The sequence below is a fragment of the Dyella sp. AtDHG13 genome (assembly GCF_003201105.1).
In the GTDB taxonomy this organism is placed as follows: Bacteria; Pseudomonadota; Gammaproteobacteria; order Xanthomonadales; family Rhodanobacteraceae; genus Dyella; species Dyella jiangningensis_B.
Map to the genome: position 1 here is coordinate 203,201 of NZ_QICJ01000008.1, position 22,318 is coordinate 225,518.

Here is a 22,318-nt window from a genome sequence, read left to right on the forward strand (position 1 = left end):
GCTCACCCGACGCTTCCCGCGAGCTGGAAGATGGGCATGTAGAGCAGGAAGACGATCGTGCCCACCATGGCGCCGACGAAGAGCATGATCACGGGTTCGACCATCCGCATCAGCGTGTCGATGGCGCGGTCGAGTTCCTCGTCGCAGAACTCCGCCGCGCGCGTGATCATGCCGGCGAGATCGCCGCTCTGCTCGCCGACGCGGATCAGCCGCTCGGCCACGGGCGTGGTGAGGTTGGCCGCCGGCAACGCCGTGGAGAGGGACTGGCCGGCCTTGATGCTCTCCAGCGCCTGGTTGAGCGATGCGCGCAGGTTTGCGGGCAGCAGTTGCGCCGACAACTCCATGGAGGCCACCACCGACATGCCGCCGGCGAGCAGCAGGCCCAGCGTCCGGAAGAAGCGCGTCAGCGCGAACAGCCGCTGGTAGCCCACCATCTTGGGCATGCTCCAGAAGGCTTCGATGGCGCGTGCGCGCATGCCGTCGTTGGCGATCGCCACGCCGATGCCGATGCAGGTGGCGGCGATGGCGGCGAACAGCATCAGCCCGTGTGCATGGACCAGGTCGCCCCACCACAGCATCAGCTTCGCAGCGAACGGAAGGTTTTTCATGGATGCGTAGATCTGGCTGAACTTGGGTATGACGTAGAACGCCAGGAACAGGATGATCAGGCCGCCGGTCGACAGCACGATCACCGGATACACCAGCGAGGCGACGATCTTTTTCTTCACCGCCGCCAGCCGCGCGTCGTACTGGTGATACCGCTTGAGCGCTTCGGCCAGGTGGCCGGTCCGCTCGGCGGAGGCCACCGTGGCCACGTACAGCGGCGGAAACACCTCCGGTTGCTGCTCCAGCGCCCGCGAGAGCGGCATGCCCTCGTAAAGCGCATCGACGATGCGTCCCTGCACGCGTTTCTCGATCTCGGTCTTGCTCTTGTCCCGTAACGTCTCGATGGTTTCGATCAGGCTCAGTCCCGCTTCCAGCAGTGCGATGAGTTCCTGCGTGAACAGCGACTCGTTGAACTTCTGCTTTCGCTTGAACAGCGAACGGCCTTCTTCGACCGGCGTGGCCTGCAGGAACACCATGCCCATGGAACGCACGTCCTGCCTGAGCTGTTCCTCGTCGTCGGCCGTCAGTTCCAGTTGCCGCTCCTCGCCCTGCACAGTGGCGCGTACCAGGTAGCGCACGGCCCTGGCTCCGCCTACTTCGCCTGGATGTCCGCGTCTTCGCCGGTGCCGCCGGGCTTGCCGTCGGCACCATAGGTGAGCAGGTCGAAATCCTTGCCGTTCTGTCCGGGCGACCGATACACGTAGGGGTGTCCCCACGGATCATCCGGAATGTCGTTGCTCATGTACGGGCCTTCCCAATGCGTGGTGTTGCCCGGGTCGTGCATCAGCGACTTCAGTCCATCCTGGGTCGAGGGGAACTTGCCCGTGTCCAGCCGATATCTGTCCAGCGCGTCGGACAGCGACTTCATCTGCGACATGGCCGTCTTGGTCTTGGCCTTGCCCACTTCGCCGAACAGCTTGGGCCCGACGTAGCCGGCGAGCAGCGCGATGATCAACAGCACTACCAGCAGTTCGAGCAGCGTGAAACCCTTGCCGCTTTGGCGGTGCCGCCCGAACGATAGAGACAAGGCACGCATGGCTGGACTCCTTTGAGCGTGGCGCTGTGATCGTCGCTTCCGTGTTCTGCTACTTGCCGTTGAGCTCGCCGATGACATTGGTGAGTTCGGCATTCGTCGCATCGCCATCGAGCTCCCAGCTGAAGGCGCCACCCAGGTTGTTCTTGCGGATGTAGTCGAGCTTGGCGCGGATGGTGGTGGGCGTGTCGTACGACCAGAACGTGGTGCCGTCGTACTTCCACGCCTGCATGGTCACCGGATGCTCGCGCACCGTTCCCGCGCGGTCCTTGAGCAGCTTGTAGTCCTCGATGCCCTCTTCGTACTTGCCGGGAGCGGGCTTGCTGGCCGTCTGGTACAGGCCATCGCCCTTGGAGCCGGCGGCGACACCCGTCCAGCCACGTCCATACAGCGGAATGCCCACGTTGAGCTTCGATGCGGGCGTGCCCGCCTTCAGCAGCGTCTGCACGGCGCTGTCGACGTTGTAGGTGGCGCCATACGTGCTCTTGGCGTTGGGGCTGTTGGGATCGAGATAGAGGTTGGACTGGAAGTCGGTGGGCCCCTGCGCTTCCCAGCCGCCGTGGAAGTCGTAGGACATGATGTTGATCCAGTCCAGCGACTTGCTGTACTGCGCAGGTTCCGTGTTCTCGATCTTGTCGCCGCCGGAGCCGATGGCGACCGTGAGCAGGTACCGCTTGCCGTCGATGGCGCCCTGGTCGTCCAGCTGCTTGCGGAACTCGGCCAGCAGCAGCGTGTAATTGTGCTTGTCGTTCTTGGTATCCACCGTGTTATAGGGCTGGCCGCCGCCGCCGGGGAACTCCCAGTCGATGTCGATGCCGTCGAACACGCCTGCCGCGGTTCCGGGGCCGCCGGCATTGGATCCCGCATCGAAGGGCAGGTTGCCCTTGATGTAGAGATTGATGCACGAGCTGACCAGCTGCTTGCGCAGCGCGTCGGTGGACGCGGCCTTGCTGAACCACTTCGACCACGTCCAGCCGCCCAGCGAAATCACCACCTTCAGGTTGGGATACTTCGCCTTGAGCTTCTTGAACTGGTTGAAGTTGCCCTTCAGCGGGCCCGTCTTGCCGTTCTCCGCGCCCCAGACGTCACCCTTGCCGTCCACCGACTCGTTGCTGGCAAAACCCTTCTGGTAGTCGGCCCAGCCGTCGCCGCCCGTGCCGGCGGCAGGATCGCTGGGATTGGTGGCACCCGGCTCCGTCTTGGTGATGATGTCGCACTCGTAGCCACCGTTCTTCGCATACAGGTTGCCGAAGGCGTAGTTGACGAAGGTGAGCTTCTTGGCCGCGCCGGACGTATCGATGTTCTTGACCTGATAGTTGCGGTCATAGATGCCCCACTGCGCGAAATAGCTGCCGAGCTGGTATTGGCCGGCAGGAGCGGGCGACGGTGCGGGAGTTGGCGAAGGCGTTGGTGCAGGCGTCGGCGTTGGCGCGGGTGCGGGAGCGGGAGCGGGAGCGGGAGCGGGTGTGGGTGTGGGTGTGGGTGAAGGTGTCGGCGCAGGTGCTGGTGCAGGTGCAGGTGCAGGCGTCGGTGCTGGTGCAGGCGCAGGCGCAGGAGCAGGAGCAGGAGCAGGAGCAGGAGCAGGAGCAGGAGCAGGAGCAGGAGCAGGAGCAGGAGCAGGAGCAGGAGCAGGAGCAGGAGCAGGTGCAGGTGCAGGTGCTGGTGTGCCACCGCTGCAGCTGCCCAGATCCGCCCACACGCCGTACTGCCCGGATTGCGCGGGGTTCTCACCTTGCGTCCACCACTTGTTCTGATAGTTGCGGCCCTGGTAAGTCACCTTCGTTCCGGGCGATGCATACGTCGCGGTAGACGACCACGCTGCGTAACAGCCGGAGGGCGAAGGTGCGGGTGCCGGGGATGGCGCTGGTGCCGGCGAAGGCGTTGGCGATGGCGTCGGCGCGGGCGAAGGTGCGGGGCTTGGCGCTGGCGCAGGTGCGGGAGCCGGCGTGCCGCCGCTGGACGGGCCGAGGTCCTTCCACAACGTCGGGCTGGAGGAAGGCGTCCATCCGGCACCGACGTAAGCGGTATGCGTCTGAAGCGCCTGGTAGTCGTGCCCGTTGTAGGAGACGAGTGCGCCGGCCTGATACGTCGCGCCCTCTTGCCAGGGTGCATTGGCCGCCCATACCGCCGAGGAAAAAGCTGCCCACACCGCTAACGCAAGTAGCGGCCTGCCAAGCTTCGCATTCATGGTTTTTACCCCTTGAGCAGAGCTGTCCACCACGCATGCCCACGGGCATGTCGGGTTGTCTTTGCGCGTTTTAGACGCCTATTTGGGGCGTCGAAATAAATCATGGGATAAGTGAATGACCTGTGATCCCAAATAATGCTTTTGAATTAGCGAACTGCGCGTTTCTCTTTTGCAGAAAAGGCGTGTGCAGGCGCGTAAATGTACGCGTTAATTCGTCCGCTGATTTGCGTGTATGAATTAGGTGGATTCGCCGCGTGGATTGGAAGTGCAAGGCGCGTAAATCAACGGGTTGCGATTTACCTGTAATTACGCTGACTTTCCAAGGACGAGCAGATGTCCCCCGTAATGATTCGCGAGGACCATGCGTAATAATGCGAGCGAGTCATCCGTATATATAAGGATGGCTTTGTATCGCGCGTGTTAGTTGCCGTTTCCGATGGTCGGAATATTTTTTTACTTAAGTTAATTTGGCGTGCGTGATCGCCAGGCCGGAAAGGCTTGCTTGGGCTCGCGCAATCGAACAAAGACACGCAGCGCGCAAGTCAGTCCTAGGAAAAAAGCGGGCGAAGGACGCGCCTCAATCCGTCTGCAGTTCCGCCACGAAATCGTAGATGTCGCCGCGATACCACGAGGTGGTGAACTCCACCACGCGGCCGTCGTCGAGGAAGCTGCGCCGTTCGATGTTGAGTCCCGCGCTGCCGGCGGGCACGTGCAGCAGGCGCGCCTGCTGCGCGCCCAGCGACACCGCGCGCAGCCGCTGCAAGGCGCGGCGCGGACGCGCGCCGAGTGTTTCGAGCACCTGATAGAGCGAGTCCTGCACGATGGTCGGGTCGGGCAGGATGCTCGCGGGCACCACGCTGCGCTCGATCGCCAGCGGTTCTTCCTTCGCATAGCGCACGCGGTGCAGGCGCGCCACCAGCACGCCGGGCGAGAGATTCAACGCCATCGATTCCTCGGGCGTCACCTCGCCGATGATGCGCTCGGAGAATTCGGAACGCGGGTTGAGCCCGCGCGCGCGCAAATCCTCGGTAAAGCTGGTGAGGCGCGACATCGGCTTGATGATGCGCTCGGCGACGAAGGTGCCCGCGCCGTGGCGCTGGTTGAGCAGGCCTTCTTCCACCAGTCCGGAAATCGCCTTGCGCACGGTGACGCGCGAAAGCTGCAGCAGGCGGGAAAGATCGCGCTCGCTGGGCAGCGCCTGGCCCGGCTCGATGTCGCGGTGTTCCACCACGTTGCGGATGGCCCGGCGCAGGCGCAGATAGGCCAGCGGCTGGCTGGTGGCGGGGTCGCGGCTGAGCCGGCGGTATTCGTTGACGAGGGCGGTTTCCATACCTAAACGATACCAATGACCATACCAATCTGGCAATCGACTGTTTTGGTGCGGCTTTTGGGTGGTACCAGTTTTATGCCCCAAACCTTGCCCAATGAAGGCTCCCGGCCCGCGCCCGGGGAACTGGTGTTGTCTGGTATGTCACTGGTACGATCAACGGGCAACGTACGTGGTATGCATGCCACGCACTGGCCCCACGCATCGCCTCGAGGTGACTGAAGTGACTGCTTCTCCCCAGCCGGTCGACACGTTTGACCTGGTGATTTTCGGCGGCACCGGCGACCTTGCCCTGCGCAAGCTCCTGCCCGCGCTCTACCACCGCTACACCGACGGCCAGATCCCCAACGACAGCCGCATCATCGGCATTGCCCGCGAAGGCCTGGACGACGAGGGCTACCGGGACAACCTGCGCAAGGTGCTGGTGAAGGACGGCAACGGCAAGAAGGTGGAGGATTTCCTCAAGCTGGTCGGCTACCGCTCGCTCGACGCGCGCAAGGACGACGGCTGGGATGACTTCGCCAAGCTGATGGGCAAGGACGCGGACCGCATCCGCGTGTTCTACCTCTCCACCTCGCCCGACCTGTTCGTCGACATCTGCAATCGCCTGGGCAAGTACGACCTCAACAAGGGCAAGTCGCGCGTGGTGCTGGAAAAGCCCATCGGCCACGACCTCAAGAGCGCCAACCAGATCAACGACGACGTCGGCCGTTTCTTCGACGAGTCGCAGACCTTCCGCATCGACCACTACCTTGGCAAGGAAACGGTGCAGAACCTGCTGGCGCTGCGCTTCGGCAACGCGCTGTTCGAGCCGCTGTGGAACGCCGAGCACATCGACCACGTGCAGATCACCGTGGCCGAAACGCTGGGCGTGGGCCAGCGCGCGGGCTACTACGACCACGCCGGCGCGCTGCGCGACATGGTGCAGAACCATATCCTGCAGCTGCTGTGCATGCTGGCGATGGAGCCGCCCTCCTCGCTCGCGCCCGACGCGGTGCGCGATGAAAAACTGAAGGTGCTGCGCTCGCTCAAGCCGATCACGGAAAGCAATTTCGCGCAGCTCACCGTGCGCGGCCAGTACCGCGCCGGTTCGGCGGACGGCCAGGCCGTGCCGGGTTATCTCGACGAACTGAAGGACCACAAGTCCAACACCGAAACCTTCGTGGCGGTGAAGGCGGAGATCGCCAACTGGCGCTGGGCCGGCGTGCCGTTCTACCTGCGCACGGGCAAGCGCCTGCCCGAACGCGTGTCGGAGATCACGGTGGTGTTCAAGGCCGTGCCGCATTCCATCTTCGATGCCGCCGCCGGCCCGCTGCAGCAGAACCGCCTGGTGCTGCGCCTGCAGCCGGACGAGGACATCAAGCTGTGGCTGACCATCAAGCATCCGGGGCCGGGCGGCCTGCGGCTGCGCCATGTGCCGCTGGACATGAGCTTCGCCGAAGCCTTCGGCGCCTCGCAGCCCGATGCGTACGAGCGCCTGCTGCTGGACGTGGTGCGCGGCAATCCCACGCTGTTCATGCGCCGCGACGAAGTGGAGGCCGCATGGCGCTGGGCCGATCCCATCCTGGCCGCGTGGGCGGAAAGCGGCGAAGCGCCGCGTCCGTACACGTCGGGCACCTGGGGCCCGAGCGCGGCGGTGGCGCTGATCGAGCGCGACGGCCGCACCTGGAACGAGGACAGTGACTAAGCCCTCGTTCGGTTTGGTGCAAGGCGATGCACGGGCGTTTCACCCGTGCGTCGCAAGCCGGCTCCTAGACTTCGACGCCTACCCTTTTCTGCGCCGCGTGTGTGCTTCCGCGCAGTTTCCTCTTCTCGCTCACCATGCCTGACACCCTCAACGTCACCACCCACAGCTTCACCGATTGCGACGCGTTGGCCGTCGCGCTGGCCGAACGCATCGCCGAGCGTCTGCGAGAAGGCATTGCCGAACGCGGCAGCGCGCTGCTCGCGGTGTCCGGCGGCAGCACGCCGCGCCACTTCTTCGAGAAACTCTCGCGCCAGTCGCTGGACTGGGCGAAGGTGGTGGTGACCCTGGTCGACGAGCGCTGGGTACCCGAGAGCAGCGAGCGTTCCAATGCCGCGATGGTGAAGGAACTGCTGCTGCAGCACGCCGCCACCGCGGCGCAGTTCGTGCCGCTCTACACCGATGCGCCGACGCCGGAAGCCGGCCTCGCCACGGTGCGTGCGCGCATGGCCTCGCTGGCCCTGCCTTTCGATGCGGTGATTCTCGGCATGGGCAACGACGGCCACACGGCCTCGTTCTTCCCCGAGGGTGATCGCCTGCCCGAAGCGCTCGACCTCAACAACAGCGCGCGCGTGCTGCCCATGCGTGCGCCGGGCGCCGGCGAGCCGCGCATCACCTTTACCTTGTCCGCCCTGCTCGATACGCGCGCGCTGGTGCTGCATATCGAAGGCGAAGCCAAGCGGCAGCTGCTGGCGGATGCGCGCCTTGGCCTGGGCGACGCCGCGAATTTCCCGGTGCGCTCGGTGCTGACCCAGCAGCGCGTGCCGGTGGCCGTGTACTGGTGCCCCTGAGGCACCGCGGCCTCACCTGATGAATGGGCGCGCCCGCGCGCCCGATGATCTTCCCGGAGTTCGACCATGAGTGTGCTGCACCCCGTTCTTGCCGAAGTCACCGAACGCCTGCGCGAGCGCAGCCGCGAATCGCGTGCGCAATACCTGCGCCGCATCGAGGCGGCGCAGGGCAATGGCCCGCATCGCGAGCGCCTGTCGTGCGGCAACCTGGCCCACGGTTTCGCCGCGTGCGGCGTCACCGACAAGGAGCGCCTGCGCGAAGGGCATACGCCCAACCTCGCCATCGTCAACGCGTACAACGACATGCTCTCGGCGCATCAGCCGTACGAGCGTTATCCGGAACTGATCCGCAACGTGGCGCGCGAAGCCGGCATCACGGCGCAGATGGCCGGCGGCGTGCCGGCGATGTGCGACGGCGTCACGCAGGGCCGGCCGGGCATGGAGCTGTCGCTGTTCTCGCGCGACCTGATCGCCATGGCCACCGCCGTGTCGCTCTCGCACGACATGTTCGACGGCGCGATGTACCTGGGGATATGCGACAAGATCGTGCCCGGCCTCCTGATCGGCGCGCTGAGCTTCGGCCATCTGCCCGGCATCTTCGTGCCCAGCGGCCCGATGCCCAGCGGCATCAGCAACGAGCAGAAATCCAAGGTGCGCCAGGCCTATGCCGAGGGCAAGGCCACCAAGGCCGAGCTGCTGGAAGCCGAGGCCGCGTCGTACCACGCGCCCGGCACCTGCACCTTCTACGGCACCGCCAACTCCAATCAGATGCTGATGGAGATCATGGGCCTGCACCTGCCAGGCTCCAGCTTCGTCGCGCCCGATACGCCGCTGCGCGACGCGCTGACGCGCGAGGCCGTGCTGCGGGTGGCGGAACTGAGCGCGCCGGGTTCGTCCTACCTGCCGCTGGGCCACATCATCGACGAGCGCGCCATCATCAACGGCGTGATCGGCCTGCATGCCACGGGCGGCTCGACCAATCACCTGCTGCATCTGGTGGCCATCGCGCGCGCGGCGGGCATCGAGTTGCGCTGGGACGATTTCGACGCGCTGTCCTCGGTGATTCCGCTGCTGGCGCGCGTGTATCCCAACGGCTACGCCGACGTGAACCAGTTCCACGAAGCCGGCGGCATGGCGTTCCTGATCGACCAGCTGTTGAGCCAGGGCCTGCTGCACGCCGACGTGCGCACGGTGTTCGGCACCGGTCTGGACGGCTATGCGCAGGTGCCGCACCTGGACGAGCACGGCGCGCTGGCGTGGTCGCCGGTGTCGAAGGAAAGCGGCAATCGCGGCGTGCTGCGCGGCGTGGCCGAACCGTTCCGCGCGGACGGCGGCCTGCGCATGCTGTCGGGCAACCTGGGTCGCGCGGTGATCAAGGTGTCGTCCGTGCCGGAGGACCGCCTCGTCATCGAAGCGCCCGCCATCGTGTTCCACGACCAGGACGACGTGCGCAAGGCGTTCGAGCGCGGCGAGCTCAATCGCGACTTCGTCGCCGTGGTGCGCTTCCAGGGTCCGCAGGCCATCGGCATGCCCGAGCTGCACAAGCTCACGCCGACGTTGTCGGTGCTGCAGGACCGCGGCCACCGCATCGCGCTGCTCACCGATGGCCGCATGTCCGGCGCGTCCGGCCGCGTGCCGGCCGCGATCCACGTGACGCCGGAAGCGCAGGACCTGGGCCCCATCGCGCGCATCCGCGAGGGCGACATCATTCGCCTGGACGCCGTGGAAGGCCGTCTGGAGGTGCTGGTGGATGCCGCCGAATTCGCCGCGCGCACGCCGGCGACGGCCGATCTTTCCGCGCATCAGTTCGGCCTGGGGCGAGAGCTGTTCGGCATGTTCCGCCGCAACGCCACCACCGCCGATCTCGGCGCGGGCGTGTTCTGATCCACATTCACTTTTTACGGAACGCCATGAGCATCGAAACCAAGCAGAAACAGGTCGAGTCCACCCTACGCCTTGCGCCGGTGGTTCCCGTGGTGATCATCGACGACGCCCGCCAGGCGGTGCCGATGGCGCGCGCGCTGGTGGCCGGCGGCATCCCCGCCATCGAAGTGACCTTGCGCACGGCCGCCGCACTCGATGCGATCAAGGCCATTGCCGATGAAGTGGAGGGCGCGGTGGTCGGCGTCGGCACCGTGCTCAGCGCCAAGGATCTGCGCGCCGCGCACAAGGCCGGTGCGAAGTTCGCAGTGTCGCCGGGCGTGTCGCCGGGCCTGCTGGACGCGGCCGACGACAGCGAACTGCCGCTGCTGCCGGGCGCGGCCACGGCCAGCGAAGTGATGACGCTGCTCGAGCGCGGCTATCGCTTCCTCAAGTTCTTCCCGGCCGTGCCCGCGGGCGGCCACAAGCTGCTTGGCGCGTGGGCGAGTCCGCTGCCGCAGATCAAATTCTGCCCCACCGGCGGCATCAGCCTGAGCAGCGCACCGGATTTCCTCTCCCTGCCGAACGTGGTGTGCGTGGGCGGCTCGTGGCTCACGCCCGCCAACAAGCTGCACGGCGGCGACTGGGCCGGCATCGAGGCGCTGGCGCGCGAGGCCGCGGCGCTGCGCTAAGGCGTGGCGTCCACGCGCGGCCACGACTGCGCGGGCGCATCGCCGCCTTCCACGTAATCCAGGCGGATGACCTTGCCCTGCGCATCGTGTACCGGCTGGAAGTAACTCAGTTCATCGGGCACGAAATACAGACGGCCTTGCGCGGTGGCCTGCAACGGCACCGCGTGGCGGCCGGTGCGCTGTGCGAACAACTGGCCGTCTTTCACGCTGAGCGTTTCCAGCGTCGCGCCGTCGATGCGGTAGCTGCCTTGCAGTGCATCGAGTTCGGCCTTTGATAGCGAAACGGCCACGGGCGTGTCGTAAGGTTCGCCCATCGCCAGCGCGGCGAGTCGGCGCGCCAGGGTGCGCGCATCGGTGTGGTCGTCGTTCGCGAGCACCACCACGGTGACCTGCGCCGAGGGCACGTAAGCCACCGCGGAAGCGAAGCCATCGATCTGCCCGGTGTGGCCGATCATCGGCTTGCCCCGCACCTGCCACAGATAGACGCCCAGGCCGTAGGGATGCGCGGACGTCACTCCGGCTGGCAGGGAGGCCGGCGTGGTCATCTGCGCGAACCAGGCGTTGCCGATGACCTTCCCGCCGGTCAGCGCGCGCATCCAGTGGAACAGATCCTCCGCCGTGGACACGAAGGCGCCAGCGGCGGCCGGCACCGAGGCGTTGATGTAGGACGCATTGCGCACGCCGTGGTCGGGCGTATCCGTGGTGTAGCCGGCCACGCGGCCCGGAATGATGGCCGCGTTGTCGCCGTAGCCGGTCTGGCGCAGGCCCAGCGGCTCCAGCAATTGCTCGCGGATGGCTTCGTGCCAGGGCTTGCCGGTGACCTTTTCGATCACCGCGCCGAGCACGGCGTAGCCGCCGTTGGAGTACGACTGTTGCGTGCCGGGCGCGAATGCCGGATCGCGACTGGCCACCTGGGCCAGCAGCGTGGCGGTATCCAGCTTGCGCGCGAAAAAGCCGGGCTGTGGATTCTTCGCCACATCGGAAATGCCGGCGGTGTGGTTGAGCAGCTGCCGCAGCCGGATGTGCGAAGCGTTGGGGAAGTCGGGCAAGTATTTGTCGAGCGTGTCATCCAGTGACACGCGTCCCTGCTCGGCGAGCTTCAGCACCTCGGCCGCCGTGAACATCTTGGTGATGGAGGCGATGCGATAGACCTGCCCCGTGCGCAGCGGCACGCCCAGCTCGATCTCGGCGCTGCCGCGCGCGGCATGGAACAGCACACGGTCGCCGCGGGCGATCAGCAGCTCCATGCCGGGTGCATCGGGACGCGCCGTCTGATCCAGCAAGGCTTGCGCCTGCGTGGCCACCGCGGCATCCGACGGCGAGCCGCCGGCCGCGGCCGCGAGTGTCGAGAAGGCCACGGCGGCCGCCAGCGCCCAACGTGCCATGCGTCGTGCCGGGCTTCGTGTTGTCGCTGCCATCGGGTGTACCTCTGCGTGCATCAGGCGGCCGCCACGTTGCAAAACCGCGGACAGCGACGAGGCGCGTTACGGAGCGGGCGCCGGCGTCGTCTGCACGCACTGCGCCACCTGTTCGAAGTACCAGGTGTCGTCCTCGTTGAAGTTCGAGTAGTACGTGGCCACCGTGTGGTCGCCCACCGGCTTGATGTCCACCAGCGCCACGGCGGGACCGTTTTCGGTCTGGTGGATCTCGATGGTGGTGCCGGTGTACAGCACGTAGGACTCCAGATGTACGGGCTTTCTGCCCCAGGCGTCGGCGACGCACGATGCGATGTCGGCCGCGCTGCCCGCGCCCGCATACGAGGCGGTGGGCTTGGAATTGCGCAGGCTGCCCGCGCTGGAGCAAGCGGCGAGCAGGGTGACGGCAAGGGCGAGGACCACAAATCGTTTCATCGAAGGTCTTCCATCGGTGGGGTGAGGGCTGTGGGGCGTTGAGGCATGCCGGCGCTTGCGGCCCATGGTACGTGTGCGCCGCCGTCATGCCCATGCATGATGCAAACGCGCTACCCATGGCTCGCACTTAGAGCCTGTTCACGATCTCCGCGTAGCCCGCGTTGTTCTTGAGTGGCTGCCCGGCGGCACCGCGTGGCGCAGCGCCTGCCTGGTGGGCAGGTCAAGCCGCGCGGTGCCGTTGGGCGGCCACTCAAGAACAACCCTTCGGGCCGGGTCTGTTTGCCCCCAGGCCGGCGTCATCACTCGGTCGTGTACGGACGTACACTCCCTCGCTCTTCCTTGCCCTGCGCGCAAACAGCTCCCGGCGCGGGCCACGCGGAGATCGTGAACAGGCTCTTACGCGGCCATAACGACACAGGGTGTTCAATGCGCGCACCTGACGGAGGGATACCCATGAACAAACGCATCGGCAGCATCGGTACGGCCTGCGTGGCCATCGCCCTGAGCCTGGCCTGCAGCACCGGCGGCGCGCAGGACCTGGGCAAGCTCGGCAGCATGATCCCCGGCGGCGGCGGTTCGCTGACCTCCGGCAGCATGGGCAACGTGGCGGGCCTGCTGGAGTACTGCGTGAAGAACAACTACCTCGGCGGCAACTCGGGCGCCTCGGGCATCCAGAGCCAGCTGATGGGCAAGCTCAGTGGCGGTTCCAACTCGTCCAGCAACAGCACGGGCTCGAGCACCAGCGACATGCTCGGCCAGCTCACCGGCAGCAAGAAGAAATCCTCCGACAGCAGCAGCTCGGGCGGCGCGACGAACGACCCCGGCTATCTCAACGGCGCCAAGGGCATCCTGCAGGGCAGCAACGGCCAGACCACGGACCTGTCGAGCCTTGGCGGCGGCAACAGCGACCTGAAGTCCCAGCTCACCACCAAGGTGTGCGACACCGTGCTGAAGCAGGGCAAGTCGTTCCTGAAGTAAGTCGGAGCACGGCAGGGGCGCAGCCTTGCGCTCCTGCCATCGCGGGACTAGCGACCGCGGCGCAGCCGCCGCTCGTCCCGCGCCACGTAGATGCCCGCCGCCAGCACCATCAGCGCCAGCAGATACCAGGTGATCAGGTAGCTCAGGTGGTTGTTGGGAAACGCGATGACGGTGAGCCCGCCTTGCGGCCACGCCGGCTTGCCGGCGTCGCGCGTGCCGGGTGCCGCATCCTGGTCCACGAAATATGGCGCTACATGGCTGAGCCCGCGCGCCGCGGCGATGGCGGTCACGTCGCGCGTGTACCAGCTGTCGCGTGACGGGTCGTTATGGCGGAACGGGCGCGGCGATTCGCTGATGCGCAGCAGGCCGGTCACGCTAGTGTCGCCGGTCGGGCCGCGTGCGCAGCTGCCCTTGATGCCGCACCAGTCGGTGGGCACGAAGCCGCGGTTGACCAGCACGATCGAACCATCCGCCTGCTGCAGCGGCGTGAGCAGCCAGTAGCCGGTGCCATAGTCCGTCGCCGTCCACACCAGGGTTTGCTTGTCGTGCAGGAAGGCGCCGTGCAGCGTCATGTGGCGATACTCGGCGGACTGCGCATCCACGCCGGGCCATTCGGCCGGGCCCGGTGCTGCGACCGGTGGCGCATGCACGCGCGCATCCACGCGTGCGATCAGGTCGCGCTTCCAGCCCAGCCGATAGACCTGCCAGGTGCCCAGCGCCACGAAGCCGGCGAACAGCACCACGCCAAGAAAGGCCAGCAAGGCCAGCGCCACGGGGCCGCGCGGCTGGCGGCCCGGTTCTTCAGCAACACTCATCGGGAACCACGTCTCTGGATGGGGTGTGGATCGTCAGGGCAGGTTCGACGGATCCATCATCGACGGCATCATGTTGCTGTTGAGGTGATACATGATCCAGATCGACCCGCTCAGCGTGATGACCACCAGCACGATGGTAAACACCAGCGCGAGCATGTTCCAGCCGCCTTCCGATTTCGCGTTCATGTGCAGGAAGTAGATCATGTGCACCACGATCTGCACCGCCGCCAGCCCCAGGATGATCACCGCCGCCGTGCTCGACTTGGTGATGACGTGTCCCATCACCAGCCAGAACGGAATGACGGTGAGCACCACCGACAGCACGAAGCCCGTCGCGTAGCCGCCCAGGGTGGCGTGGATGCCGAAATCCTCCTCGTCGTGGCCGTGGTCGCCGCCGTGGGCGTGCAACTCGTCATGCGCACTCATGGCAGCACTCCCATCAGATAGACGAAGCTGAAGACGCCCACCCACACCACGTCGAGGAAGTGCCAGAACATCGACAGGCACAGCAGGCGGCGCTTGTTGGCGGTGATCAGGCCCTTCCTCAGCACCTGCGTGATCAACACCACCAGCCAGATCAGGCCGCAGGTGACGTGCAGGCCATGCGTCCCCACCAGGGTGAAGAACGAGGACAGGAAGGCGCTACGCTGCGGCCCCGCGCCGATCGAGATGAGGTGCGCGAACTCGCGCAGCTCCAGCGTGATGAAGCCCGCGCCCAGCAGGCCGGTGATCACCAGCCACACCAGCATCGGGTTCTGGCGGTTGCGCTGCATCGCCAGCACGGCGAAGCCGTAGGTGATGGAGGAAAGCAGCAGCAAGGTGGTGTTCACCGCCACCGCCGGCAGCTCCAGCACCTCCTGCGCCGTGGGCCCGCCCGCGTATTCGCGGCCCAGCACGCCATAGGCGGCGAACAGGCAGGCGAACACCAGGCAGTCGCTCATCAGGTACACCCAGAACCCCAGCAACGTACCGTTGACCGGGTGGTGTTCCGCCGTGTCGTAAAAGGCCAGCGGCTTCGCCGGGCCGCTACCGGGGAGAGTCGTCGATATCTCAGACATGGCTGGCCAGCAGCTCCGTTCGGGATGCTTCGGTGCGGGTCACTTCCTCCGACGACAGGTAATAGTCGCGGTGGTAGTTGAAGGTATGGCCGATCGCCACCGCCAGCAGCGCGATGAAGGACACCGCCGCCAGCAGCCACATGTACCAGATCATGGCGAAGCCGAACACGAAGCTCAGCCCGCCCATGATGATGCCTGCGCCGGTGTTGAGCGGCATGTGGATCGGCACGAAGCCGCCGATGGGCCGCTGGTAGTGGTGCTTCTTCATCATCCACCACGCGTCGTGGTCATGCACCAGCGGCGTGAAGGCGAAGTTGTACTTCGGCGGCGGCGAGGAGGTGGACCACTCCAGCGTGCGGCCATCCCACGGATCGCCCGTGGTATCGCGCAGCTTGTCGCGGTTCCTGAAGCTCACGACGAACTGGATGATGTTGCACGCGATGCCCAGCGCGATCAGCAAGGCGCCGAACGCCGCGATCTGGAACCAGATCTGCAGCGAGGGATCGTCGAAATGGCTGAGCCGGCGCGTGACGCCCATCAGGCCGAGCACGTACAGCGGCATGAAGGCGAAGTAGAAACCCACCACCCAGAGCCAGAACGAGCACTTGCCCCAGAACGGATCGAGCCGGAAGCCGAACGCCTTGGGGAACCAGTAGGTGATGCCGGCGAACAGGCCGAACAGCACGCCACCGATGATCACGTTGTGGAAGTGCGCGATCAGGAACAGGCTGTTGTGCAGCGAGAAATCCGCCGGCGGCACCGCCAGCAGCACGCCGGTCATGCCGCCGATCACGAAGGTGACCATGAAGGCCACCGTCCACATCATCGGCAGCTGGAACTCCACCCGCCCGCGGTACATGGTGAACAGCCAGTTGAAGATCTTCGCGCCGGTGGGGATCGAGATGATCATGGTGGTGATGCCGAAGAACGAGTTGACGCTCGCGCCCGACCCCATGGTGAAGAAGTGGTGCAGCCACACCAGGTACGACAGCACGGTGATCACTACCGTGGCGTACACCATCGAGGCGTAGCCGAACAACGGCTTGCGGCTGAAGGTGGCGGTGACTTCGGAGAAGATGCCGAACGCCGGCAGGATCAGGATGTAGACCTCCGGATGTCCCCAGATCCAGATCAGGTTCACGTACATCATGGCGTTGCCGCCAAGCTCGGTGGTGAAGAAGTTGGTGCCGGCGTAGCGGTCCAGCGCCAGCAGCGCGAGCACGGCGGTGAGCACCGGGAAGGCCGCCACGATCAGCACGTTGGTGCACAGCGCCGTCCAGGTGAACACCGGCATCTTCATCATGGTCATGCCGGGCGCGCGCATCTTCACGATGGTCACCAGCAGGTTGATGCCGGACAGCAAGGTTCCCACGCCCGCTATCTGCAAGGCCCATATGTAGTAATCCACGCCCGCATCGGGGCTGGACACGATGTCCGACAGCGGCGGATAGGCCAGCCAGCCGGTGCGCGCGAACTCGCCGATGAACAGCGAGGCCATCACCAGCATGGCGCCGGCCACCGTCATCCAGAAACTGAAGTTGTTGAGAAAGGGAAACGCCACGTCGCGCGCGCCGATCTGCAGCGGCATGACGAAGTTCATCAGGCCCGTCACCATAGGCATGGCGACGAAGAAGATCATGATCACGCCGTGCGCGGTGAAGATCTGGTCGTAATGCTCCGGCGGCAGGTAGCCGTGCGAATCTCCGAAGGAGATCGCCTGCTGGGCGCGCATCATGATCGCGTCCGAGAAGCCGCGCAGCAGCATCACGAAGCCCAGGATCATGTACATGATGCCGATCTTCTTGTGGTCGATGCTGGTGAACCACTCGCGCCACAGGTAGCCCCACAGCCTGAAGTAGGTGATGGCGCCCAGCAGCGCGATGCCGCCGATGGCGACCGCCACGAACGTATACACGACGATGGGCTCGTGCAGCGGCAGCGAGTCCAGCGTGAGTCGACCGAAGATCAGCTTGGCGAGGTCGGTTTGGGCAAGCATCGTGGACACCACCGGATGGAAGGATCAGTCGGAGTGGGGATGGTCAGCCATGGCGGCCATGCCGCGGGTCGATGCGGGTTGCAGCATCACACCCGAGTCGCTGGTCTCGTGCGGGCTCAGGTCCATGCGCGTCATGCACGAGGGGCTTTCCGGATCCACGCACTTGGTGAGGATGGCGCGGTAAAGGCCCGGCTCCACCGTGGCGTAGTACGTCACCGGGTCGTTTTCGCTGGGCTGGGCCAGCTTCACGTAGGCCTCACGGCTGAGGTCGCCGCCGCCGGCCTTGGCCTTCTGCACCCATTGCGCGAAGCCTTCCTCGCTGACGCCGTGGAAGAGGAAATGCATGCCCGAGAAACCGTGGCCGCTGTAGTTGGCCGAGAAGCCCTGGAATTCGCCGGGCGCATTGATCACGGCCTGCAGCTGCGTCTCCATGCCGGGCATGGCGTAGATCTGCCCGGCCAGCGCGGGGATGAAGAACGAGTTCATCACCGAGGAGGCGGTGATCTTGAACTGGATCGGGCGATCCACCGGCGCGGCCAGTTCGTTCACGGTGGCAATGCCTTGCTCCGGGTATATGAACAGCCATTTCCAGTCGAGCGCGACCACGTTGACCTGCAGCGGTCGCGCGCCGGCCGGCATCGGGCGGTGGGCGGCGACGCGTTCGAGCGGACGATAGGGATCGAGCTTGTGCGTGCTGACCCAGGTGATCGCGCCCAGCGCGATGATGATCAGCAGCGGCGCGGCCCAGATCAGCAGTTCGAGGATGGTGGAGTGATCCCAGTCGGGATCGTAGGTGGCCTTCTTGTTGGATGCGCGGAAATGCCAGGCGAACAGCAGCGTGAGCACGATCACCGGCACGATGATCAGCAGCATCAGCACCGTCGAGGTGATGATCAGGTTGCGCTGCTGCACCGCGAGGTCGCCCGATGGCGACATCAATACGGATTGGCAACCCGCAAGCAGCAGGGCGACAGATACGAGCAGTCCACGGAAAGCCTTCATAGACATACCGACGGCGCAACGAGTGTGGAGAACGGTACGCCAGTCGGCGCGAAACCGGAACAGGCAACATTCCAAGTGACGCGAGTGGCGCGGTAGTGCCATAGTGTGGCTCGGAACTTCCCCAGACATATTCCTTCTTCCCGGGTAATGACTATGTCAAGCACGTTCCCTGAGCACGGCGCGGGCCACACGGTAGAGGACATCGGGCGCATCCAGGCGCACGCGAAGGTTGCACCGGGCGAGATCGCCGTCGGCGTCATCATCGGGCGCACCTCCGAACACTTCGACTTCTTCGTGTTCGGCATTTCCTGCGTGCTGGTCTTTCCCTCCCTGCTGTTCCCGTTCGCCAGTCCGTTGAACGGCATGCTTTACGCCTTCACGATCTTTTCACTGGCCTTCCTCGCGCGGCCCTTCGGCACGGCGCTCTTCATGAGTTTCCAGCGGCGCTGGAGCCGCGGCATCAAGCTCACCATCGCGCTGTTCCTGCTCGGCAGCGCCACGGCGGGCATGGCCTTCCTGCCTGGTTATAGGGTGATCGGCGATTGGTCGATCGGCCTGCTGGTGTTGTTCCGCATCCTGCAGGGCATCGCCCTGGGCGGCTCGTGGGATGGCCTGCCCTCCCTGCTCGCCCTCAACACGCCGCCGCAGCGTCGCGGCTGGTACGCCATGCTCGGCCAGCTCAGCGCGCCGATCGGTTTCATGGTGGCGGGCGCCCTGTTCCTGTTCCTGCACAGCAACCTCAGCGACGAAGACTTCATCGACTGGGGCTGGCGCTATCCGTTCTTCGTCGCCTTCGCCATCAACGTGGTGGCCTTGTTTGCCCGCCTGCGCCTGGTGGTGACGGAGGAATACACCGTCGCGATGGAAGAGCGCGAACTGGAACCCATCGGCATCGTCGAGCTGCTGCGCACGCAGGGCTACAACATCTTCATCGGCGCGTTCGCCGCGCTGGCGAGCTATGCGCTGTTCCACCTGGTGACGATCTTCCCGCTGTCGTGGATCGTCCTCGGTTCCACGCAGTCGGTGAATGCCGTGCTGGTGGCGGAAATCATCGGCGCCTGCGCGTGCATCGTGGGCATGATCATCTCCGGCCTGCTGGCGGACCGCATCGGCCGGCGCACGACACTCGGAACCATGGCGGCCTTGATCGCCATCTTCGCCTTGCTCACGCCCTGGCTGCTCGGCGGCGGCAAGCTGGGGCAGGACGCCTTCATCATCCTGGGCTTTGGCGGTCTGGGCCTGTCGTACGGGCAGGCGGCCGGCAGCGTTACGTCCAATTTCGAGATGCGCCTGCGCTACGCCGGCGCAGCACTCACCACCGACTTCGCCTGGCTGATCGGTGCGGCCTTCGCTCCGCTGGTGGCTTTGGGTTTGTCCACGCGCTTCGGACTGGTGGCGGTCAGCGCCTATCTGCTCTCCGGCGTGATCTGCACCTTGCTGGCCTTGCGTGTGAATCGCGCGCTGGCGGCGCGGGAATAAGGCGCGTGTGAGAACTCACGACGGCGCGTATCGACGCGCCGTCGTGGTATCGCGTGCGCTCAGCGCTGCTCCGGCGCCCACCCTTCCAGTTGCGCCGCAAAGCGGGCGTGAGCGGCCAGGTCCACCGGTTTGTGCGTGACGGTGCGCGTGGCGGGTTGATCGCTGAGCGAAACGCCCGGCCGCCACGCATGGGCGGGGCGGATGGGGCGCGCCGTGAAGCCGCCGCCGCAGTTGGGGCACACGTTGTGCAGCGCGTCCACGCAATCGCGGCAGTAGGTGCACTCGTACGAGCAGATCATGGCCTCGGTCGAGGCCGGCGGCAGCGTCTTGTTGCACTGCTCGCAGGTGGGACGCAGTTCCAGCATGAGGTGTCCTCGGTCGTGGGGTGCGCATGGTGATCAGGTGTTGGGCGAGCGGCGGGCCACTCATTTCAGCGCGCCAGGCCGAAGCCTTCGTCGATCCATCCGGTCAGGCCGCCGATCATCTCCTTCACCGGCCGCCCCAGCTGCGCCAGTTTCACCGCCGCCTTGTTGGCGCCATTGCAGTGCGGCCCCGCGCAATACACCACGAACAAGGTATCGGACGGGTACTCGGCCAGCCGCTGCTCGCTGATCATGCGCGTGGGCAGGTTCACCGCGCCGGGCACGTGGCCGGCGGCGTAGAGCGTGGGCGTGCGGACGTCGAGCAGCACGAAGTCCTTGGTCTCGTGGTTGGAGGCGTAATGGACGTCCGCGCAATCGGTCTCGAAACCCAGGCGGGCCTGGAAATGCGCCAGCGCGTCCTGGCTGGCGGCGGCGGGAACGCGTTGCACCACACTGCTCATCGTCTGGCTCCGTCGGTTGGGATGGCGGCATTGTCGGCACTGGCGCCGCCGGCGAACATTGGCAAGAATGCCATTTACCATGAAAAATCCGCCAAAGCGATCCAGGCGTCCATCCGGGCCACCCAACCGACAGGTGGCCGCCCTGGTGTACGACGGCCTGTGCACGTTCGAGTTCGGCATTGCGGTGGAAATGTTCGGCCTGCCGCGGCCCGAGCTTTCGGAGTGGTACGAGTTCCGGCTGTGCGCGGTCGACCGCGGACCCATGCGCGCGGCGGGCGGCATGCGCGTGCTGGCGGACGACGGTCTCGACACACTGGCCAGCGCCGGCACCATCGTGGTGCCGGGATGGCGCGGCGTCGATGCGCCGCCGCCTGAGCCCTTGCTGGAGGCCCTGCACGCCGCTTACGCACGGGGCGCGCGGCTGCTGTCGTACTGCTCCGGCGTGTTCGTGCTGGCCGCCACCGGCCTGCTGGACGGACGGCGCGCCACCACGCACTGGCGCTACGCGGATGCGCTGGCCCAGCGTTATCCGCGCGTGCACGTCGAGCCCGACGTGCTCTATGTGGACGAGGGCCGCCTGCTCACCTCCGCCGGCAGCGCCGCGGCGCTGGATCTCTCCTTGCATCTGATCCGCCGCGATTACGGCCCCGAGGTGGCCAACGCCGTCGCCCGCCGGGCCGTGGTGCCCGCGCATCGCGATGGGGGGCAGGCGCAGTTCATCCAGTCGCCGATGCCTGCGCAGGGCGATGGGCTGGGCAAGCTGCTGGAATGGATGCGCCGCCATCTCGACCAGCCGCAGCCGGTGGCGTTGCTGGCCGAACGCGCGCGCATGAGCGAGCGCACCTTGTTGCGGCGCTTCGAGGAGGCCACCGGCTGCTCGCCCAAGCAGTGGCTGATCCGCGAACGCCTCGGCCGCGCCCGCGAGCTGCTGGAAGGCAGCGGCATGGGCATGGACCGCGTGGCGCAGGTGTGCGGATTCGGCAGCGCGGATACCCTACGGCACCACTTCCGCCAGCAACTGCAACTGAGCCCGGCACGCTATCGCGAGCGCTTCACCCATCAGCGATAGCGTTCGCGGCCGCAGGACGGCTGACATCAAGGTCCGCTATACCGGCGAAGCCAGCTTCGCCTCCCACAAGGATTCCCCATGGTTTATGTGTTGCTGAGCGTTGTCTGCAGCGTGCTGGTCTCGGTGCTGCTCAAGCTCGCGCGGCGGCTGTCGGTCGACGTGGGCCAGGCCATCGCCTGGAACTACGTCGCCACCAGCGCGTTGACGGCGATGGTGTTCCGCCCGTCGCTGGCGGTGCTGGCCAGTCCGCAGGCGCCGTGGCTGGGCTTCGTCGGCTTGGGCCTGCTGTTGCCGCTGATCTTCCTCGCCCTGGCCGCGTCGGTGCGCAGCGCGGGCATCGTGCGTACGGACGCCGCGCAGCGCTTGTCGCTGCTGATTTCCCTGCTGGCGGCCTTCCTGCTGTTCGGCGAGGCGCTGAGCGCGGGCAAGGCCGTGGGCATCGCGCTGGGCCTGGCGGCGCTGCTGTGCATGGTGTGGCGCGCGGCGCCGGCCGGCGCCAGCCAGGGCGAACGCGGCTGGTTGTGGCCTTGCGTGGTGTTCGTGGGCTTCGGCGTCATCGACATCCTGTTCAAGCGCGTCGCGGTGGCGGGCGCGCCGTTCGAGGCCTCGTTGCAGGCGATGTTCGCGCTTGCCTTCGTGGTGTCGCTGGCGATCCTGCTGTGGCGCCGCTGGCACGACCGCACCTTCTTCACCGTGCGCGATGCGGTGGCCGGCCTGCTGCTGGGCCTGGCCAACTTCGGCAACATCGTGTTCTACCTGCGCGGGCACCGGGCCTTGCCGGATCATCCTTCGCTGGTGTTCGCGAGCATGAACCTCGGCGTGGTGGCGCTGGGCGCGCTGGTGGGTACGCTGGCGTTCCGCGAGCGCCTGAGCTGGCTGAACGTCGTGGGCGTGCTGCTGGCGCTGGGGGCGATCGGAGTGATCGCCTGGTCGTGAGGAGACATCCGCCAGCCTGCGCCAAGGCAAAGAAAAAGGCCGCATCGCTGCGGCCTTTCTCGTATGCACGC

The 22,318-nt window shown here is 66.1% G+C and carries 21 protein-coding genes; 8 read left to right on the forward strand and 13 right to left on the reverse strand.

The features are described 5' to 3' along the window. Positions 1 to 2: 2 nt before the first annotated feature. From BDW41_RS14775 to BDW41_RS14790, 4 genes are all read right to left on the reverse strand, one after another. Positions 3 to 1,184 carry a type II secretion system F family protein gene (locus BDW41_RS14775; protein ID WP_074549701.1) on the reverse strand — a complete coding sequence of 394 codons (1,182 nt, stop codon included), beginning with the start codon at positions 1,182 to 1,184 and terminating at the stop codon, positions 3 to 5. Positions 1,185 to 1,198: 14 nt separating this feature from the next. Continuing rightward, entirely contained in the window at positions 1,199 to 1,642 is a 444-nt protein-coding gene (gspG, locus tag BDW41_RS14780) for a type II secretion system major pseudopilin GspG (RefSeq protein ID WP_074549703.1), read from the reverse strand. A gap of 49 nt (positions 1,643 to 1,691) precedes the next feature. Continuing rightward, positions 1,692 to 3,827 carry a glycosyl hydrolase family 18 protein gene (locus BDW41_RS14785; protein ID WP_110301615.1) on the reverse strand — a complete coding sequence of 712 codons (2,136 nt, stop codon included), beginning with the start codon at positions 3,825 to 3,827 and terminating at the stop codon, positions 1,692 to 1,694. 577 nt (positions 3,828 to 4,404) lie between these two features. Continuing rightward, positions 4,405 to 5,157, reverse strand: a complete 753-nt coding sequence (locus tag BDW41_RS14790) for a GntR family transcriptional regulator (protein WP_074552067.1) — start codon at positions 5,155 to 5,157, stop codon at positions 4,405 to 4,407. A gap of 220 nt (positions 5,158 to 5,377) precedes the next feature. Here BDW41_RS14790 and zwf point away from each other — a divergent pair, with 220 nt between their 5' ends. The 4 genes from zwf (at position 5,378) to eda (ending at position 10,241) form a co-directional block, all read left to right on the forward strand. After that, entirely contained in the window at positions 5,378 to 6,841 is a 1,464-nt protein-coding gene (gene zwf, locus BDW41_RS14795; protein WP_074552066.1) for a glucose-6-phosphate dehydrogenase, read from the forward strand. Between the two features lie 134 nt (positions 6,842 to 6,975). Further along, the gene (pgl, locus tag BDW41_RS14800) at positions 6,976 to 7,689 is read left to right on the forward strand and encodes a 6-phosphogluconolactonase (RefSeq protein ID WP_074552077.1); all 714 of its coding nucleotides are present in this window, start codon (positions 6,976 to 6,978) and stop codon (positions 7,687 to 7,689) included. Between the two features lie 66 nt (positions 7,690 to 7,755). Continuing rightward, a complete protein-coding gene (gene edd, locus BDW41_RS14805) occupies positions 7,756 to 9,573 on the forward strand; it encodes a phosphogluconate dehydratase (protein WP_074552065.1) in 1,818 nt (605 codons plus the stop codon). A gap of 26 nt (positions 9,574 to 9,599) precedes the next feature. Next, on the forward strand, positions 9,600 to 10,241 hold the full coding sequence (gene eda, locus BDW41_RS14810; protein WP_074552064.1) for a bifunctional 4-hydroxy-2-oxoglutarate aldolase/2-dehydro-3-deoxy-phosphogluconate aldolase: 642 nt from the start codon (positions 9,600 to 9,602) through the stop codon (positions 10,239 to 10,241). On the opposite strand, the gene BDW41_RS14815 is transcribed toward eda, so the two are convergent. Together BDW41_RS14815 and BDW41_RS14820 are read right to left on the reverse strand one after the other, a co-directional pair. Continuing rightward, complete coding sequence (locus BDW41_RS14815) at positions 10,238 to 11,626, reverse strand: serine hydrolase domain-containing protein (protein ID WP_074552063.1); 1,389 nt, start codon at positions 11,624 to 11,626, stop codon at positions 10,238 to 10,240. The genes eda and BDW41_RS14815 overlap by 4 nt on opposite strands. Positions 11,627 to 11,725: 99 nt before the next feature. After that, a complete protein-coding gene (locus BDW41_RS14820) occupies positions 11,726 to 12,091 on the reverse strand; it encodes a hypothetical protein (protein WP_074552062.1) in 366 nt (121 codons plus the stop codon). A 453-nt stretch (positions 12,092 to 12,544) separates the two neighbouring features. Here BDW41_RS14820 and BDW41_RS14825 point away from each other — a divergent pair, with 453 nt between their 5' ends. Next, positions 12,545 to 13,069: a DUF2501 domain-containing protein gene (locus BDW41_RS14825; RefSeq protein ID WP_074552061.1), complete on the forward strand. Its 525-nt coding sequence runs from the start codon at positions 12,545 to 12,547 to the stop codon at positions 13,067 to 13,069. 47 nt (positions 13,070 to 13,116) lie between these two features. Here BDW41_RS14825 and BDW41_RS14830 read toward each other — a convergent pair whose 3' ends face one another. The 5 genes from BDW41_RS14830 to cyoA are packed head-to-tail and all read right to left on the reverse strand — an operon-like array spanning position 13,117 to position 17,940. After that, a complete protein-coding gene (locus tag BDW41_RS14830) occupies positions 13,117 to 13,884 on the reverse strand; it encodes an SURF1 family protein (RefSeq protein WP_074552060.1) in 768 nt (255 codons plus the stop codon). 33 nt (positions 13,885 to 13,917) lie between these two features. Then, entirely contained in the window at positions 13,918 to 14,310 is a 393-nt protein-coding gene (gene cyoD / locus BDW41_RS14835; protein ID WP_074552059.1) for a cytochrome o ubiquinol oxidase subunit IV, read from the reverse strand. Next, positions 14,307 to 14,942, reverse strand: coding sequence for a cytochrome o ubiquinol oxidase subunit III (cyoC, locus tag BDW41_RS14840; RefSeq protein WP_074552058.1), 636 nt, complete (start codon positions 14,940 to 14,942; stop codon positions 14,307 to 14,309). The genes cyoD and cyoC overlap by 4 nt, the downstream gene beginning before the upstream one ends. Beyond that, the gene (gene cyoB, locus BDW41_RS14845) at positions 14,935 to 16,908 is read right to left on the reverse strand and encodes a cytochrome o ubiquinol oxidase subunit I (RefSeq protein WP_199535348.1); all 1,974 of its coding nucleotides are present in this window, start codon (positions 16,906 to 16,908) and stop codon (positions 14,935 to 14,937) included. Before cyoB ends, cyoC begins: the two co-directional genes overlap by 8 nt. A gap of 54 nt (positions 16,909 to 16,962) precedes the next feature. Next, on the reverse strand, positions 16,963 to 17,940 hold the full coding sequence (gene cyoA, locus BDW41_RS14850; protein WP_074552057.1) for a ubiquinol oxidase subunit II: 978 nt from the start codon (positions 17,938 to 17,940) through the stop codon (positions 16,963 to 16,965). 153 nt (positions 17,941 to 18,093) lie between these two features. Between cyoA and BDW41_RS14855 the strand changes: the two genes are divergently transcribed. Beyond that, positions 18,094 to 19,419 carry an MFS transporter gene (locus BDW41_RS14855; protein ID WP_110301617.1) on the forward strand — a complete coding sequence of 442 codons (1,326 nt, stop codon included), beginning with the start codon at positions 18,094 to 18,096 and terminating at the stop codon, positions 19,417 to 19,419. 59 nt (positions 19,420 to 19,478) lie between these two features. Here the strand turns inward: BDW41_RS14855 and BDW41_RS14860 are convergent, their stop codons facing one another. Further along, positions 19,479 to 19,784: a DUF1272 domain-containing protein gene (locus tag BDW41_RS14860; protein WP_074552055.1), complete on the reverse strand. Its 306-nt coding sequence runs from the start codon at positions 19,782 to 19,784 to the stop codon at positions 19,479 to 19,481. A 65-nt stretch (positions 19,785 to 19,849) separates the two neighbouring features. Next, a complete protein-coding gene (locus BDW41_RS14865) occupies positions 19,850 to 20,242 on the reverse strand; it encodes a rhodanese-like domain-containing protein (RefSeq protein ID WP_074552054.1) in 393 nt (130 codons plus the stop codon). A gap of 79 nt (positions 20,243 to 20,321) precedes the next feature. On the opposite strand from BDW41_RS14865, the gene ftrA reads away from it, so the two are divergent. Together ftrA and BDW41_RS14875 are read left to right on the forward strand one after the other, a co-directional pair. Beyond that, the gene (gene ftrA, locus BDW41_RS14870) at positions 20,322 to 21,311 is read left to right on the forward strand and encodes a transcriptional regulator FtrA (RefSeq protein WP_074552053.1); all 990 of its coding nucleotides are present in this window, start codon (positions 20,322 to 20,324) and stop codon (positions 21,309 to 21,311) included. Positions 21,312 to 21,389: 78 nt separating this feature from the next. After that, entirely contained in the window at positions 21,390 to 22,247 is an 858-nt protein-coding gene (locus BDW41_RS14875) for a hypothetical protein (protein WP_074552052.1), read from the forward strand. Positions 22,248 to 22,318 lie beyond the last annotated feature (71 nt).